The 16,192-nt window shown below is 51.1% G+C and carries 14 protein-coding genes; 3 read left to right on the plus strand and 11 right to left on the minus strand.

Annotated elements, in window-relative coordinates; all coding sequences use genetic code 11:
* Positions 1–192 precede the first annotated feature (192 nt).
* The 5 genes from FEE96_RS08695 to FEE96_RS08715 all read right to left on the minus strand — a co-directional run bounded on the left by FEE96_RS08695 (position 193) and on the right by FEE96_RS08715 (position 6,048).
* Positions 193–1,296: a flagellar basal body P-ring protein FlgI gene (locus tag FEE96_RS08695; RefSeq protein ID WP_138162648.1), complete on the minus strand. Its 1,104-nt coding sequence runs from the start codon at positions 1,294–1,296 to the stop codon at positions 193–195.
* Positions 1,293–2,300: a flagellin gene (locus FEE96_RS08700; RefSeq protein ID WP_138162649.1), complete on the minus strand. Its 1,008-nt coding sequence runs from the start codon at positions 2,298–2,300 to the stop codon at positions 1,293–1,295. The genes FEE96_RS08695 and FEE96_RS08700 overlap by 4 nt, the downstream gene beginning before the upstream one ends.
* 3 nt (positions 2,301–2,303) lie before the next feature.
* Positions 2,304–3,749, minus strand: a complete 1,446-nt coding sequence (gene flgK / locus FEE96_RS08705) for a flagellar hook-associated protein FlgK (RefSeq protein ID WP_138162650.1) — start codon at positions 3,747–3,749, stop codon at positions 2,304–2,306.
* 44 nt (positions 3,750–3,793) lie between these two features.
* Positions 3,794–5,095: a flagellar hook protein FlgE gene (locus tag FEE96_RS08710; RefSeq protein WP_138162651.1), complete on the minus strand. Its 1,302-nt coding sequence runs from the start codon at positions 5,093–5,095 to the stop codon at positions 3,794–3,796.
* A gap of 116 nt (positions 5,096–5,211) precedes the next feature.
* A complete protein-coding gene (locus FEE96_RS08715; RefSeq protein WP_138162652.1) occupies positions 5,212–6,048 on the minus strand; it encodes a flagellar motor protein MotB in 837 nt (278 codons plus the stop codon).
* A 458-nt stretch (positions 6,049–6,506) separates the two neighbouring features.
* Between FEE96_RS08715 and FEE96_RS08720 the strand changes: the two genes are divergently transcribed.
* The gene (locus tag FEE96_RS08720; protein WP_138162653.1) at positions 6,507–7,418 is read left to right on the plus strand and encodes a LysR substrate-binding domain-containing protein; all 912 of its coding nucleotides are present in this window, start codon (positions 6,507–6,509) and stop codon (positions 7,416–7,418) included.
* Positions 7,419–8,573: an acetylornithine deacetylase gene (gene argE, locus FEE96_RS08725; RefSeq protein WP_138162654.1), complete on the plus strand. Its 1,155-nt coding sequence runs from the start codon at positions 7,419–7,421 to the stop codon at positions 8,571–8,573.
* 76 nt (positions 8,574–8,649) lie between these two features.
* Here the strand turns inward: argE and FEE96_RS08730 are convergent, their stop codons facing one another.
* From FEE96_RS08730 to FEE96_RS08755, 6 genes are read right to left on the minus strand one after another with little or no spacing between them, the layout of a single operon-like run.
* Complete coding sequence (locus FEE96_RS08730) at positions 8,650–9,681, minus strand: SIS domain-containing protein (protein WP_138162655.1); 1,032 nt, start codon at positions 9,679–9,681, stop codon at positions 8,650–8,652.
* Complete coding sequence (locus FEE96_RS08735; RefSeq protein WP_138162656.1) at positions 9,678–10,700, minus strand: glucokinase; 1,023 nt, start codon at positions 10,698–10,700, stop codon at positions 9,678–9,680. Before FEE96_RS08735 ends, FEE96_RS08730 begins: the two co-directional genes overlap by 4 nt.
* Complete coding sequence (locus FEE96_RS08740) at positions 10,697–11,851, minus strand: ABC transporter ATP-binding protein (RefSeq protein ID WP_138162657.1); 1,155 nt, start codon at positions 11,849–11,851, stop codon at positions 10,697–10,699. The genes FEE96_RS08735 and FEE96_RS08740 overlap by 4 nt, the downstream gene beginning before the upstream one ends.
* A gap of 8 nt (positions 11,852–11,859) precedes the next feature.
* The gene (locus tag FEE96_RS08745) at positions 11,860–12,699 is read right to left on the minus strand and encodes a carbohydrate ABC transporter permease (RefSeq protein WP_138162658.1); all 840 of its coding nucleotides are present in this window, start codon (positions 12,697–12,699) and stop codon (positions 11,860–11,862) included.
* Positions 12,700–12,701: 2 nt separating this feature from the next.
* On the minus strand, positions 12,702–13,589 hold the full coding sequence (locus tag FEE96_RS08750) for a carbohydrate ABC transporter permease (protein WP_138162659.1): 888 nt from the start codon (positions 13,587–13,589) through the stop codon (positions 12,702–12,704).
* 29 nt (positions 13,590–13,618) lie between these two features.
* Positions 13,619–14,860 carry an extracellular solute-binding protein gene (locus FEE96_RS08755; RefSeq protein ID WP_138162660.1) on the minus strand — a complete coding sequence of 414 codons (1,242 nt, stop codon included), beginning with the start codon at positions 14,858–14,860 and terminating at the stop codon, positions 13,619–13,621.
* A 126-nt stretch (positions 14,861–14,986) separates the two neighbouring features.
* Here FEE96_RS08755 and FEE96_RS08760 point away from each other — a divergent pair, with 126 nt between their 5' ends.
* Positions 14,987–16,192, plus strand: a complete 1,206-nt coding sequence (locus FEE96_RS08760; protein ID WP_138162661.1) for an ROK family transcriptional regulator — start codon at positions 14,987–14,989, stop codon at positions 16,190–16,192.

Genomic DNA, 16,192 nt, shown 5'->3' on the forward strand with positions numbered 1-16,192 from the left:
CAATTTTGAGCTTCATCCCTGTCAACTATCTGAAAGAGTTCACATTGTTTGCGCGCTGCGAACGAACCAGACTTAAAGCCAAACAGGACACTGGAAGCCGGAACTAATTCCCACGAACATCTCCTGTCCGGATTCAAAAACCCGGCCCTTGAATTTTAGGCCGGGTTTGAATGTTGTTGTTCCTTGTTTGCGTCAGCGAACAACAAACTCAGCGTGCAACGCCCCAGCAGCTTTTAAGCTTTTGAGAATATCAATCATGTCGCGAGGCGATACGCCTAGTGCATTCAGGCCCGCAACAACTTCAGAGAGCGAAGTAGTTTCCGGGACCTCAGCCAATTGAATACCTTCTTCTTCGTCGATTGCGACCCCAGTGCGTGGCACCACGACAGTTTCACCGTCCGAAAATGGATTTGGCTGTATCACCAGTGGTGCTTCCTCAATCCTAAGCGTCAAATTCCCCTGCGCCACTGCCACCCGGGAGATCCGAACATCGCTGCCCATAACAATTGTGCCCGATCTCTGATCAACAACCACCCGCGCCTTGCGCTCAGGTTCGACCAGAATATTTTCAATCCGACCCACAGCATGTGCGGTGGAGCGGGCTCGGGTGCCAGCGATATCTATTTCGACAGTACCAGAATCGCGCATCAGAGCTACATTTGAGTTAAATTCGCGATTTATGGCCTGCTCAATCCGGCCAGCAGTGGTGAAATCTGGCTCTCGCAAGGCCAGTCGCATTGTGGTCAAAGATGCCAAATCAAATTCAATTTCACGTTCCACACGGGCACCCGACGGAATACCACCGGATGTCGGCACCCCCTGAGTGACCGAAGCACCATCACCCTCGGCAACAGCACCACCGGCCAAAATTGTCCCCTGAGCAACGGCGTATATCTGACCGTCTGCAGCATTCAGAGGCGTCATAACCAGAGTACCGCCAAGCAGGCTCTTAGAATCACCAATGGCCGAAACCGTGACGTCAATTTGTCCGCCCACTCGGGCAAATGGGGGCAAGCTAGCTGTCACAAACACCGCTGCTACATTCTTGGGTCGGAACTGTTCGCCTGTAACGTTAACGCCCAATCGTTCCAGAATGTTCGACATGATTTCTTCGGTAAAGGGAGAATTGCGCAGTCCGTCACCGGTCCCGTTCAAACCCACTACCAAACCGTATCCAACCAGATCGTTTCCGCGGACGCCATCAAACTCCACCAAATCTTTAAGTCGGATTGTCGAAGCCTGCAGCACCGTAGGCAACATCAGGCAAGCCAACAAAATGCGAATATATTTGATCATGACATGTACCTTAGTAAGGAGAGTTGGGACGAACGTGCGGTCACCGAGTACAGTGCCTCGAGTTGGAATTGTGTCTCTTCCAACCGTGTTGCAGTTTCGAATGGGTCGGCCTGTGTCAATTCATTCAGTGTCAGACTAAGGCTGGTCATCGCAGCGGCATTCCGAATTGCCGCCTCCTCAATTCTAGATTCTGTGAAGCCTAGATCGGCCTGCACATTGGTAAGTCGATTGCGGGTTTCAAGCAGCTCAGTGCCGCTACCAGCCAACAAGTCGCCTTTGACGCCTACAGTCAGAACTAAACCGGGCTCTGTTGCCAGTGCACCGATTGCAAAGCTTTGCATCGCTTGCTTAAAATCCTCATCGTCTGCGCGAAGCGAAATATCAACCTGCTCATTCGGGCCAACATTTACCGACGACATCGATGTCGTTGAACCCTGATACATGATGGCATCAAAGCCGGTTGGATCAGCAAACCAGGCTTTTACTTCTGTAATGATATCCGCAGCAGTGGTGAGGCCTGAAACCTCAGTTACCAAATTTGACATCAGCGTATCGACATCAGCCAATGGTACCGCACTTGTTGCTGTGCCGGCAAATAGGCTGCGCCCAGCAGCCTGGCCATTGAGAGCCCGAATTGATTCTTCGAGATATAGGCGCGACTGTCCTGACAACAGATTTGTTGTGTTGTCATTCGTCGCACCAGTCGTAGCCAAAATATCATCGCTAAGGGCCCCGGCATTTGAGTCTATCTTTGCGATGAAACTCTGCGCCGATGAAGCAAACAACGAAGATTCTGTGGCTGAAATTTTGTAAGACTCAAGACGCGAAAGATTACGCTCAATGTCAGACAGGTAGGTAAAGTCCCCCCCTAGGCGCTGGTTGAGGTCGGAAGCCTTTCCCGTGCTGAGCTCTTGCGTCAGCGTGCCCAGATTCTCTTTCAGTTCTGCAGTTCGGTTGCGCAGAAACACGTTATGCGCCATGTCTCCAAAAGATGTGATGTTCATCTATTATATCCTTAGAAGTGTGTCCATGAGCTCATCAACAACCGTCATCATCTTGGCATTGGCTGCAAAGGCCTGCTCAATCAACATAAGGTTTTGAAGCTCTGCGTCGGTATCCACGCCCTGTGCCAATTCCATTTGGCTCATTTCGCTGAAGCTAGCCGAGGCAAAGCTGAGTGCCTGGTCAGCCGCGTTGGTGTTTTGGCTAAAATGCGACAGAAGATTGGCGCTTATAGTAGAAGCGTTCAGGGTTGTCGTCCCTAAACCAGGAGATGTGATCGTACGTGTTGCATCAAGTGCTGTTGTGTAGCTCTGTAACAGTCGAGCATCACCAGCATTTCCTGGTGCGGCAGCATTCAAACCGTCCCGAAGCCGCCAAGTTTCAGAATCGCCATCCATAGACACCTTTTCGTTCAATGTCAGACGGTTAGATATGCCTATGACATTGACAGGATCGAAGAATGCGCCACTATCTGTGAACAATCCTGGATCTGTGGCACCTAGTGTGGCATCCACTGCTGGATCTTGGAACCGTTCGATAAGGTCACGCGCCATCGCGTCCAGATCTTCTTGTGCCTCAACTGAAATTTCGTCCCTAAGCTCAAACTGCGCGGCCAACGACCCGCCACGCAATGGCCCGCCAGGATCTGTTTCAACCGCGATACCGTTGATCTCTAGACCGGACAGCAATCCATTTGCCTGTGTCATGTGCGGCATTGTATCAGGCTTGCCATCAAAGCTCAGTTCAGCTGGGTTTCCGTCCAGGAGGATTGCGCCACCTTGGGAGAACAACGCCACCTGACCGTTGTCCCGTTGGACTACATTCACTGGGATAATTTGATTGATTTGATCAATCAATTGGCCCCGCTGATCCAACATTGCGGCAGTGCTCATTCCACCTGCTTGAGAAACCATAATTCGAGCATTTAGTTTATGTACATCCTTCAGAGCCTGATTGACGGTATCGACCTGTGCATCAATTGTCCGCTCTGCGGTGGTCCTCAGGTCGCGCAAACCTTCAGCTGCAGTAGAAATTGTGTCGGCCAAGGCCTCCGCCTGCAAGGATAAGTCATTTAGGCGCGGCATTGAATCCGGGCGCGAGATTGCTTCAATCAAGCTACCATCAAAATTGGAAAGCCGTGAAGTTATCGAAAACGGATCATCTACTGATCCAACAAGCCCCGACAACCGAGTATAGAAATCAGATTGAGCCTTGATGTTGTCATGTTCAGCTTCGGCAACGCGCCGACCAGCTTGAACTGCGGGATCTACGTTGCGCTGTATCCCTTCGACCCGGACACCCGGTGTAGCAGCACCACTCGAGAGGACCAAGCTACGTTGAGCGTAACCTGGAGTCAGCGAGTTTGCTATGTTTTCTGATACCACCGACGACGCGCGGCCGGCAGCAGTCAAACCGGTCATCGCGGTGCTGAGTGCAGTGGTAATTGACATGTTCTGCCTTTTCTATGTGTCCGGGTCGTTAGATTTCAGCGCGATTAGCGCTTGATGTTGGTTGTTTCCTGCAACATCTCATCCACGGTTTGAACGATCTTCGCGCTTGACGAATATGCCCGCTGTGTCTGGATCATATTGGTCAGTTCTGTGGCTACATCGGTTTTGGATTCCTCACGGGCGTACCCGCGAACCTCGCCAGTTGGGCCATCCCCTGCATCCCACAAGTAGTAGGCGCCACTATCATTTGACGGCATATAGGTCTGCGAATCTAACGAAATCATGCCATTGGGATTAGCCATATCGACCAGCGGCACCTGATAAACGACGCGGGAAGCACCATTATCATAGCTGGCGTGGACGAGACCGTCGGCCCCAACCTCTACACCAGTAAAGGTCCCAACAGGTGATCCATCTTTTGTAACACCAGCTGTGTTAAACTGGTTCGCCAATTGGGTAATACCAGCGCTACTACCGATTTCACCGATATTGATCTCCATTGGGCCGCCAGCGACGTTCACAATCGCAGAGCCAGTGGTGGAATCATATGTGCCACCTGAGGTCGTAGTAACCGTGGCTAGTGCGCCGCCTGCGCTCTGGCTGTCTGTAAATGTCATGACATATTCGCCAATGACTGCGCCACCCGATGCAGAATCCGTAATGACCATCGTCCACTCATTGGATGCGCCTGCACCAGGTACTGTTGGCGTGAACGCGATCTCGATATTCTCGGTGTTCCCAAGATTATCGTAATATTCAATCGGCAGGTTTTCCACATCACCAGCAGCACCAGAGATAGTTGACGCGGCCGGCAGATTTATGCCCAGATCAACCGACGTAGTCGGCTCACCCGTCAGCTGCGTCACATTGAACTGAACTGGCTCCAGGCCAGAAGAGGTCCCGCGTGGAAAAGATGGGATAGATCCGTCAGCGTTGGCAGGCCATCCAAGCAACACCAGCCCACTTTCGGTTGTTAACATCCCGTCTGAATTTGTACGGAATGACCCCGTCGTAGTTAGCATCATATTCGGTTCAGCAGTACTCGCCCCAACCTCAGTAACTGAAGCAACCGGCAACATACCTCGACCACGCACAGCAAGATCTGTTGGATTTGTCGTTGAGATCAGAGAACCGCGTTCATCAATCAAACGGGTAGTCGTCGCCCGTACGCCACCTGCGGTATAGTTGCCGCCACTTGATGAAATCACCATGGAGTGAAAGTCAGTCTGTACCCGCTTGTAACCTGCGGTCGACGAGTTTGCGATGTTATCGGAAATTGAGGCCAATCTGCTGGCATTCGCCGAAAGTCCGGCTACGCCAGCGTTCAGCGAAGATGATAAAGTCATAAGATACGCCTTTCTGCTGCATCAGATCATTCTTGAAGCAACAGGTAACGCAATGGCCATTAACGGGCGGCTAACAGATAAAATTCGATCTATCTGTTAGCCGTGGTTTCTTTGTTTTACTTGCGTAAAAGTATTATTTCGACGCGATTATTTCGCTCAGACATCGGATTCAGCGACGACAGTTTGCGGTCAGCATGGCCCGTTACTCGGTCAATTCGGGCAGATCTCATACCACCCGATTCGAGAAGCCTACGCGTTACATCAGCTCTGGAGCTGGACAATTCCCAAACCGGATTGTCAGCCAAGACAACTGGATGTGACCGTATATGCCCTCCAATGGCAATATCGTTGCTCACAACCCCAGTCACCCGCGCCACCATCCGCATCAAATCGCGAAACAACTGCGTCGGTGTATCTCGGCCTTCTTCGAATAGTGGAGCATCCTCTGTCGCGAACATTTCGATGATCAGGCCTTCGTCAGTGACACGCGTCACGATGTGGCGTGCCATTTCAACGCTGACCATACTTTCGCCACCGCGACCCCGTAATGCCTCTTCAATTGATTTGAACTCGGCAGTTTCCGCTTTCTCTTCGGCAGTCTCATCCAAACCGCTTTCTCCCCGCGCCTGTTGCGCGTCAATCGGATTAGCGTTTGATGCACCGGTTCCGGTCTGCGGCATCACATCCTCTGAGAACATGCTGTCACCGCTGAAGGCGCCGTTGCCACCACCAGAAATTCGGCTAATTGGAATAGACGGCGAGAAATAGTCTGCAAGACCTTTACGCTGCTTTTCCGTCGTTGCACTTAGGAGCCACATCAACATGAAGAAGGCCATCATCGCGGTCACAAAGTCAGCATAAGCTACTTTCCATGCACCACCGTGGTGGCCACCGCCACTAATGACTTTTTTCTTCTTGATGATAATGGGCGCCACACTGTTTTGTGCGCTCATAATCCACCACCTTTTTATTCACCCATATTCGGCATAGCAGTGAGGGTCTTAAACATGCCTTAACAGATAAATTTGCCGGCAGTTAAGGTCGAGAAACGAGGTTTTCAGAACTGCAAAGCAGATATAGAGCAGTTCTCATACCGAATTCTTTACGCAGTGTCCTCTAATCATCTCGGCGACGTCAAACACCAAAGCCTTGCTCCGGCAAGAGCCAGCCTTTTCAGCTCGGCCTGGATTTGAAGGAAGGTAACTACGCCAATATCTACCATCAGTGTCACTGAACAGCCTGCCTTTGGCTGAGGCTTGGTTTACATGCTGCAAACCCAAGGGTCAGGCACTAATCTTGTATGCGTAGATATAAAATCGTTATAGTAGCAAGAAATACAATGCGTTTTAGCTATAGCTCAATGTCACGGCATCCTGTTCCACTCGGATCCTAAAAAGAGGACATTGCGGTCATGCGTGAGAATCGGCACATTATTCGAGAGTATGAAGCTTTACGGGCGGTTCTAACCACCGGAACAACTATTGGCGCTGCGCGTCGTCTTGGCATCTCACAGCCTGCGATCAGTCGTGCTTTGACCCAGTTAGAAAATCGACTTGGCCGAACTTTGTTTCTGCGAATATCTGGCCGCATCGAACCCACTGCGGAAGCGCTAAGCTTAAACGAAACACTGGATCCTCTGTTTGAAACTCTGAGTAAGATTGATGGTGCCGAGTGGGCCCATACAGAGAACAAGCCGCTCAGCATTGCAGCTTCTACCACCATTGCCCACTGCTTCCTTCTTCCCCGGTTAGCAACTTTTCTCAAACAAGATTCCAGCCGCCGTATTCAATTTGAAACCCAACCAACGGAACAAATCGTCGCTGGTGTTTTGGAGTTTCGATACGACCTTGGCCTCACCAGCGCTATGATCCAGCAATCAGGGGTGAAATTGATCCCATGGAGGAAGTCCAAGATGGTCTGTGTCATGCCCGAAGGTCACTGTTTAGCCAATCGGGACACTATCACAACACAAGATTTGGACGGGGTTTCGACAGTAGATTTCGTCCGCCGGTTGGGAGGTCGTAGTTTGACTGAACAGATCTTTAACCGCAGCGGAGTGCGGCCCAACATAATTGTTGAAGCTGCCACTAACATCGCTGCGGTAGAACTTGCTCGTGCTGGCATAGGCGTAACCGTCCTAAACCCATTCCCGCAGTTGACCGAACCACAACGCGGTTTGGTCATCCTGCCGTTTGAATCTGACATCGAATACCGCACCAGTTTTGTTCTGTCAGCTGACCGCCCGCCTTCAACGCAGACCCGCAACTTCATGCGGCACATTAAATTCACCACTCCTGAAGATCAGTTTTCCGAGGCTATTTGAATGTCCAAACTATCCGCCGCCGATATTCTGTCACAATTAATTCAGTTCGACACGGTCAGCCGCCGTTCTAACCTGGAACTGTTGGGGTGGGTTGAAACCTATCTTGAAACTTTCGGAGTGAAATCACGGCGAATTTACGACGATACCGGCAAAAAGGCTAATCTGATTGCAACAATTGGTGACCCTACTGTGCCCGGGTACATCCTGTCCGGTCACGTCGATGTGGTTCCAGTTGACGATCAGGACTGGAGCTTTGACCCTTTTGGAGGCGAAATCCGCGACGGTATGGTCCTGGGACGTGGTGCATCAGATATGAAAGGCTATGTCGCCTGCGTTCTAGCCGCTGTACCTGAAATGACTGCCAAGCCCCTCGCAACCCCTTTACATATTGTTTTATCCCATGATGAAGAAGTGGGCTGCATCGGTGTTCGAACTGCCATTGCGGAGATCGCACAGTGGGAGACCTTACCCAAAGGGTGCTTTGTAGGCGAGCCCACCGATATGGGTGTAATTATAGGTCACAAAGCTAAACGAGCTGAACGTGTTGTCATCAAGGGTTTTACAGCGCATTCTTCGCTGGCACCTACCGCGGTCAATTCTGTTGAATACGCTGCCAGACTCACCACCTTCATTTCTGATATGGGGCGTGACCTGCAAAAGAACGGTGCGAGAGATCCCTATTTTGACGTCCCCCACACCACGGCACATGTTGGCGTGAGCCATGGCGGATCAATGGTCAATATCGTTCCCGACCATACCCAGATTGATTTCGAGGTCCGAGCGATTTCTGCAGACAATCCTGCAGAGTTGGTAGAGCAAGTACGGGCCTTTGCGAAAGGAACTTTGGAACCTCAAATGCAAGCAGTGAAGCCGGATTGTAACATCCACTTTGAAACCTTGTCAGATACGCCCGGACTGGACACCTGCCCGGATGCCGACATTGTTGCAACCGTCAAGGCGTTAAGCCAGAAAAACAACCACTCGAAAGTTGCCTTTGGTACCGAGGCCGGGCTGTTCGCAGAGGTCCACATTCCAACTGTAGTTGTCGGACCAGGCAATATCGACCGCGCCCACAAGCCAGACGAATTCATCAAAGTTTCAGAGTTGGAAAGCTGTGGCCTCTTCCTTTCAAACTTGATCGCTCAATGTGTTTAAGACCCCTGTAGAGGGGCTATGTGATTTTGAAGGTCGCCCACAAGCCAGGGCCGAATTCCAAGTGCACGCTTTCGAGTTAAACCGTTTCTGTTATCTTATTGAGATGACGAGGGGCATCAGGATTGCCTCCGCGCGATTGTGCTAACTGCTCAACCATCGCATAGAACGAGACGATAAGACTGATAGGATCCGTCAACGGGTGATCAGTTCTTACATGATCAATGCTCTGCGCCCTAACAACCCGATTTGAGGTTGCAAAAACCTGCGCACCCTGCCTAGAAATTCGATCTGCCATTTCGGCAAGGACGGCCTCAGCGGCATCTTCGGCTGCAAAGCAAAGCACAGGGAACCCTTGATCAACAATTGATACAGGGCCATGCAAAACTTCAGCTGACGAATAGCTTTCCGCATGGATTTGGCAGGTTTCTTTGAATTTCAATGCCGCTTCATTTGAAATCGCCCAAGCCGGTCCTCGACCCAACGTGAATAAAGATTGATGGCTGCCAATAGCGGCACGAACCTCGGGCCAATCTACTGCGATCGCCTTTTCCAACTGGGCTGGCAAGTGATGGATCGCACGGCGCAAACTGGCATTGTTGCCCCACTCAGCCAGCAATAGCAGCCCCGTCACCATCGAACTAACAAATGTTTTTGTCGCGGCAACGCTCAACTCAGGTCCAGCCATCATATCCAATGAATGGGTCGCACTGGTTGCCAACGGTGATGTTGGGGCATTGGTGATAGCGACCGAAAGCGCTCTATCTCGTCTGGCAGACCGGGTCATTTCAACAATATCCGGGCTTTGACCTGATTGCGAAACGGAAAGAACGACCCCACCTTTCAATCGCATTTTCGCACCATAAAGAGAGGCAATCGAGGGACCAACTGATGCTACAGGAATACCAAGCGCGATTTCAGCAGCATACTTCAAATAAGAACAAGCATGATCTGAGGACCCTCGCGCTACTGTAATTGCAAATGCAGGATCCAGTGCGCGTAGGTTCGATGCCGTAACTGCAATATTATGGCCGCCATTTGCCAACAAGCGTTCTATGGCTTCAGGTATTTCCAATATTTCACGCCGCATCTGGCTGACATTTTTTGTCATGTTCTAATCCCTGCAACCTGTGGCGCCATTGAATTACGCAGTGTACCAAACGACGGAGGTCCGATCATCGCTGTTACACAGCCTTCCAATGCTGCGTGATCATCCGTCATCAGGTACACTGGAATCGAACGCAAAAGATTGCCCTGCCGCCCCTTTGCTGTGAACTCTTGCCAAAAAAGATCGCTTGATATCAAATCCCTACACGCTCGCGTAACGCCACCAGAAAGGTAGAGACCGCCCAACGGGAGGAAGGCAAGTACAAGATCGCCAGCAATTCTTGCAAGCAGCCTCACCAGAATGTTCGCGGTTGTCTCGCAGGCTTCATCACGCTTTTCGATGGCCAGATGAACAATTTCCTGAGCTGTATAATTTTGCGCCAGAATGTCGGCCTGGCCACAAACCCATTCATAGATTTCCAGTACACCCTGCCCGGACAGCGCCCTCTCGACCGAAGCTCGACCGCGATTTTGAGCTAGGTGGTCCCGCAAGGAGAGCTCATTCGTGGTTTCAACCGGCAGGGTCATGTGGCCACATTCTGCTGCACGTACTTTGGGGTGCCCATCCACTCCACAAGTTATCGCAGCCGCGTTAAATCCGGTGCCCGCTCCAAGGACTAGCCGGGCACCTTCAGAATTTGCTGCTACTTTCGGCCCCGCGACATGGAGAACTTGATCAGAGGACAAACGGTCAATGGCGAAACCGAGCGCCTCAAAGTCGTTGAGAAACCTTATGTCCTCCGCGCCGGTTGCCTCACGTGCACCGGCCTTACTAATATGCCAATCACGATTTGTCAGTGTAATTGCATCATCTTTCACTGGCGCAGCCACCGCTAGGCAAGCCTTTGAGCATTTCTCGACATCTTGAAAATTGAGATATTCTGCTACCAAAGAATAGAAGTTGGTATGGTCGTTATTCGAATACCTTTTCAAAGTTCCGTCCAAAATCCCACTTGGGCCGGCAAGCCCAAACCGAGTGTTGGTCCCACCAATATCCGCAACCAAAATTGGCCCGCTGGTCATAGACGTTCTCCACTCTTTGGGTCGAAGTAAGAAATCTTAGTGAGATCAAAACAGATGGGCACTGTGTCACCTGAATTCACGTCAACATCTCCATGCATCCGGGCAGTCACTTCAGTGCCACCAAGACGAATCACTGCAAATGTGTCGGAACCTGCTGGCTCGACCACATCAAGCAGGCAGTCAAATTGCTGATCCGCATTTACCGAACGTGAACCCAGGTCAGTCAACGCCTCGGGGCGCAAACCAACTTTCAACGGCCCCGCAGGACGAGACGTAATACCTTCTCCAGGGTTGGTGTCGTACAAGATCAAAGGCTCCTGCCCATCTTCACGCGCAATCTCGACCCTTGCCATCAGGCCATCCATTGTGACATCGGCATCCAGAATGTTCATGGCCGGAGAACCCATGAAATCAGCAACAAAAATATTGGCTGGGGTATCATAGATCTCACGAGGTGAACCAACTTGCTGGATCACACCATCTTTCATCACGACAATTTTTGTGGCCAGTGTCATCGCTTCGATCTGGTCGTGGGTAACATAGATAATGGATGCATTCAGGCGCTGGTGCAGACGTTTTATTTCTGTCCTCATCGTCACCCGCAGCTTGGCATCAAGGTTGGAGAGCGGTTCGTCGAACAGGAACAGTTTTGGATCACGCACTAGCGCCCGGCCCATCGCAACGCGCTGACGCTGACCACCTGAAAGTTGCGCTGGCGCGCGATCAAGAAGTGGCTCAATCTTTAGTAATTCAGCAACTTGATTGACTTTTTCGTCCCGCTCAGTTTTTGGAACTTTTCGCACTTCCAATCCAAACCCAATATTGTCTCCGACACTCATATTCGGAAACAGCGCATAGGATTGAAAAACCATCGCAATGTCGCGTTTTGCAGGATCGGTGTGGGTCACATCCTGCCCGTCGATCTGAATATTGCCCGATGTGATTTCAGTTAGTCCGCCAATACAGCCAAGCAATGTGGATTTACCACACCCCGAGGGGCCAACCAGAACAAGGAAATCCCCGGCCTCTATTGCAACGCTTACATCTTTTAGGATCCTCAAGTCGCCATAGCTTTTGCTAAGGTTTTCGACAGCTAGGATTGGATTAGAGGACACCGCAGTTCTCTCTTTTTTCTGGAGGTTATTTGTCATGCTGGGGCTCATCCTTTGACACTTCCAGCGGCAAGGCCGGAAACGATGAACCGCTGAAAGCAGATTGCCAAAATGGCCGGCGGCAGGGTGGCGAGCACACCGACAGATGCGATCACTCCATAGTCAGTAACCCTGCCAGCTGAAAAGTCAGCTATGGCCACCGGTAGGGTTTTCGCACTGAGATCACTCGTGAAAATCAACGCATAAAAGAACTCGTCCCAAGCCACTAAGAAAGACAGCATACAAGTCGCCGCGATTGCAGGCAGTGCTAGTGGCAAGACGACACGGCGTAGGGTGAATGCTGTAGAGGCCCCCTCCATGAACGCGGCTTGTTCAATCTCAACCGGCAGCACATCAATGTTGCTCTTCATCAGCCAAGTGGCAAAAGGCAGCAACATGGCGCTGTAGACAATAATCAGGGTGGTGGTTTTGTTCAAAGCGCCAAGACCACCAAAGATTTCATACAGTGGCAACACATAGGTGATTGGCGGCATCATGATGGTTGCAAGAAAAACGAACAGCAGGGCAAGCGAAGCCCCCCGACGGGAAAACGCATAAGCGGCAGGAACCGCCACGATTAGAGCAATCAACGTCGCACCACCTGCCGTCAGCAGGCTGTTACGCAAAGCCGCAAGAAACCGATGGCCTGCCCCGTTATTAAGGTCCACCAGGTGGCCATATCGGGACAAATCAACCTCAGTTGGCCACCAGTTCAGCGGTACGCTGGTCAGGTCGTTTGGACTACTGATGCTCATTAGAACCAACCAAACCAACGGGGCCAGAGTAAACAACGTAAGCAGCAGCGCGGCGGAATACAGTGCAAAGGATGCGATAAGAGAGCGGTGCATGATCAAGCCCCTCGTTGGTCGCGGCGAATGCCCGCGTAGTAGGCTAAAATCAATACGGCGCTGATGCCGGCAACCACCACGGCATATGACGCTCCGCTCCCCGATCTCAGATAGCTGAAGTATTCTTGGTAGACATAGAAGCTCGCGGTTTTGGTACCGTCTGAGGGGCCACCACGAGTCATCACATAGATAATATCAAACACACGAAACGCTTCGATTGTACGTAAAATCAGGACCACCAACATTGGGCCGATAATCCACGGCAGTGTGATTGAACGAAATCGCTTCCAGGCCCCTGCCCCTTCGATTGCAGCCGCTTTCAGAAGGTCACCCGGAATGGTTTGCATCGCCGCCAGTGCGATATAGGCAACCAATGGGAAATTTTTCCAGACATCAGCCAGGATAACCATATTGAGCGCGCGGTCAGGGTCTCCCAACCAGCTTGTATAGCTGTCGATAAAACCAAGCTGCAGTAGCAGTGAATTCAACGCGCCGTAGTCAGGGTGATAGATCAGGCGCCATGCAACAGCATTCACAATTGTTGGTACAGCCCAGGGCAGGATGATGATGACACGCAGAAACCAACGGCCACGGAACTTCTGATTGAGCAGGAGGGCCACGGCAATGCCAAGCACACCTTCCAACCCGACTGAAACAGCCGTGAAGTACATGGTCCGGCCCAGCGCTTCCAAAAAATCCGGATCAGTAAGCGCCCAAATGTAGTTTTCCAAACCAATCCAGTTGACCTGTTGTTCACGTGCGGTGATTTCAGCATCGGTGAAACTGGTCCAAACGGTCTGCAAAAACGGTAGAACGGTGATGAGAGAGAGCACAAGGATTGCCGGAAACAACAAAACCCATTTTTCGCGTGATCTACTGATTGCAGACATTTTGTGCTCTCTCTTCTTAGGTTTTCAGATCAACGAATACGCGCGACGCGTTTGGCTGCGTTGGCCAAAGCCTCTTCAGAGGTTGTCTGATCCAGAAGCGAACCATGCAGGTGCTTTTGCAAAATGCTCGACACTTCGGTGTACGAGGCAACCAGCGGACGCGGGTACATTACAGCGATCGACTTGTCCGCAGCAGCAACCAGATCTTCCTGACCATCAGTCACAGCGGACTGCGAATAGGACGCTTTCCAGATCGGCAGGCTCAGGTTTGCAAATTCTTCCTGAGTGGACTGATTGGTTAGATGGTTGATAAAGGCCCAGGCCTGATCTGCATGTGGGCTGTTAGATGGAATGCCGAGTCCCATTGAACCGTTGACAGCTGATGCTTCAGACACACCATCCACACCCGGGGCCGACATTACGCCAACTTTGCCCGCAACCTGGCTTTCGTTCGGATCGTTCACAAGAGAATTCATGTACGTCCAGTTCATCGCAAAGGCCGCATCACCGGCTGAGAACACCCGGCGCACGTCTTCCTCGAAATACTCTAGAGACGATGGATTGGTCAGCCCGTCACCAAGCGACGTTTTCATATAGTCCAACGCCGCCTTCGCACCACCGGTTTCAAATGCTGGCTTTCCGTTATCGAAGAACGAACCACCATGAGCAGCGGTCAGCGTAGTGAAGTCACAGATCATCGCCTCGGATTGCGACCAGCTCCAGACCAATGGATATTCAACCAAACCCTTGTCTTTGATCACCTTGGCCTGTTCCAGAACCTCATCCCAGGTTTCTGGTGGTGTCTCGATGCCAGCATTGGCAAGGATCTCGGTGTTGTAATACAGATATTTGGTGTCCAAAATCCAAGGCATGCCATAGCGCTTGCCGTCATATTCAACTGTTGTCCAAGCGCCATCAAAGATCTTACTGGTCAAATCAGCCGCTACCCGGTCACTGACATCAGTCAGGAATCCACGTTCGGCAAATTCTGCGGGCCAAATGACGTCGAAAAGAACGACATCATATCCGTCATCTCCAGCGCCGGAGGCTGCAATTATTTTGTCATGCAAGGCTTCGTACGGGACAAATTCTAAGTCAACTTTTGTGCCCGGATTGGCCGCTTCAAATGAGGCCGTCATCGATTTAATGTTGTCTTCGCTATAGGCTGCCTGGCTCATAAACAAGGCGTTCAATGTGGTATCGGCCATTGCTGCAGATGTCATTAGCGCTGCGGCAGACGCCGTTACAGCCATGAGTGTCTTCAGTTTCATGTCTTCCTCCCTTTGGTGAGCAGAGTGCTCTGATGGGCCGAAGTTATGGCGATTCCATTTTATTTGTCAATTTGTTTTAAAAAATAGATCGTGCTTCTGTGCAGACAAAAGATTCGCAGGACGATTATGGAAAATTCTGAAAAACCTCATTCCTTTAGAACTTCAGGGACCAATCTTCGAAAAGCCAAAACGCACAACCACAGCGTTGTTCTTGAGGTTATTCGAACGCAGGGACCTATTTCGCGCACCAAGATTTCCCAGGTAACATCACTGTCTCGGCAGACTATTCAGAACATCGTCGCCTTGCTGGAAGAGCTGGACCTGGTGCGAATGACGGCCAGCAAAATTGTTGGCCGCGGCCACCCCGGAATGAAAGTTTGTTTAAACAAAGATGCGGCTTTGAGTTTTGGCATTCATGTGGATCGAACACGGGCTACGGCTGTGGTTTGCAACCTTGATGGTCGAAAGATCTGGGAATCAGTTTGCGACCTGACTTCTACCACTTCAGATGCTGCAAATTCTGCAATCGCAACACTGGTTACTGGTTTTCGAGATGCACATAGCAACCTTTATCCGACCGTGGTCGGTTGTGGACTGGCTGCCGCTGGACCGTTCGGCGTTAGGAATGCCCCCAAAGGCGATCCAACTAATTTTCATGAATTTGGCACACCAGAAAACCTGGCGCTATTGGAACAACAGCTAGGGCTTCCGGTTGTACTGGAAAACGACGCGACCGCTGCTGCAGTGGGTGAAGGCTTCTACGGTGCAGGCAAGGGATTAGACAATTTTGCATTTCTGCAGTTCGGTGTCGGACTTGGGGCCGGCCTTGTCCTAAAAGGAGATCCCTATGCTGGAACTTTTGGAAATGCTGGGGAAATTGGTCACGTTGTCGTCGAACTTGGCGGCGAAGCCTGTCCATGTGGAAACTTCGGATGTCTGGAGCGGTATCTGTCTATAGACGCACTGTGCCGTTGTCTCCGTTTACCTGGTGATGACATTGCGACATTCACCAAAATCGCCGACTTGGTGAGCACGAGAGACAAAACGGTTATCGATTGGATCGATGCTGCAATTCCCAGGTTTCATCAAGCTGTGAATATCCTTGAAGCCATGCTCGACGCAGAGACTATTATTATCGGTGGAACGGCACCAGAAAACTTCCTCAACTTGTTGATTGAAAAGGCTACGCCTTTCCCAGGGTCCTTGTCTCAACGAAGTGACGAAAAGCGAATTCGAAATGGTGCGGCTGGATTGTCATCCATCGCACTTGGAGCATCAGCAGTTTCTATGAACGCTCATTTTGCCCCCTCAGTTTCCAGACTCGTCCTGTAA

Origin of the sequence: Parasedimentitalea maritima (assembly GCF_005771405.1) — a bacterium.
Lineage (GTDB): Bacteria > Pseudomonadota > Alphaproteobacteria > Rhodobacterales > Rhodobacteraceae > Parasedimentitalea > Parasedimentitalea maritima.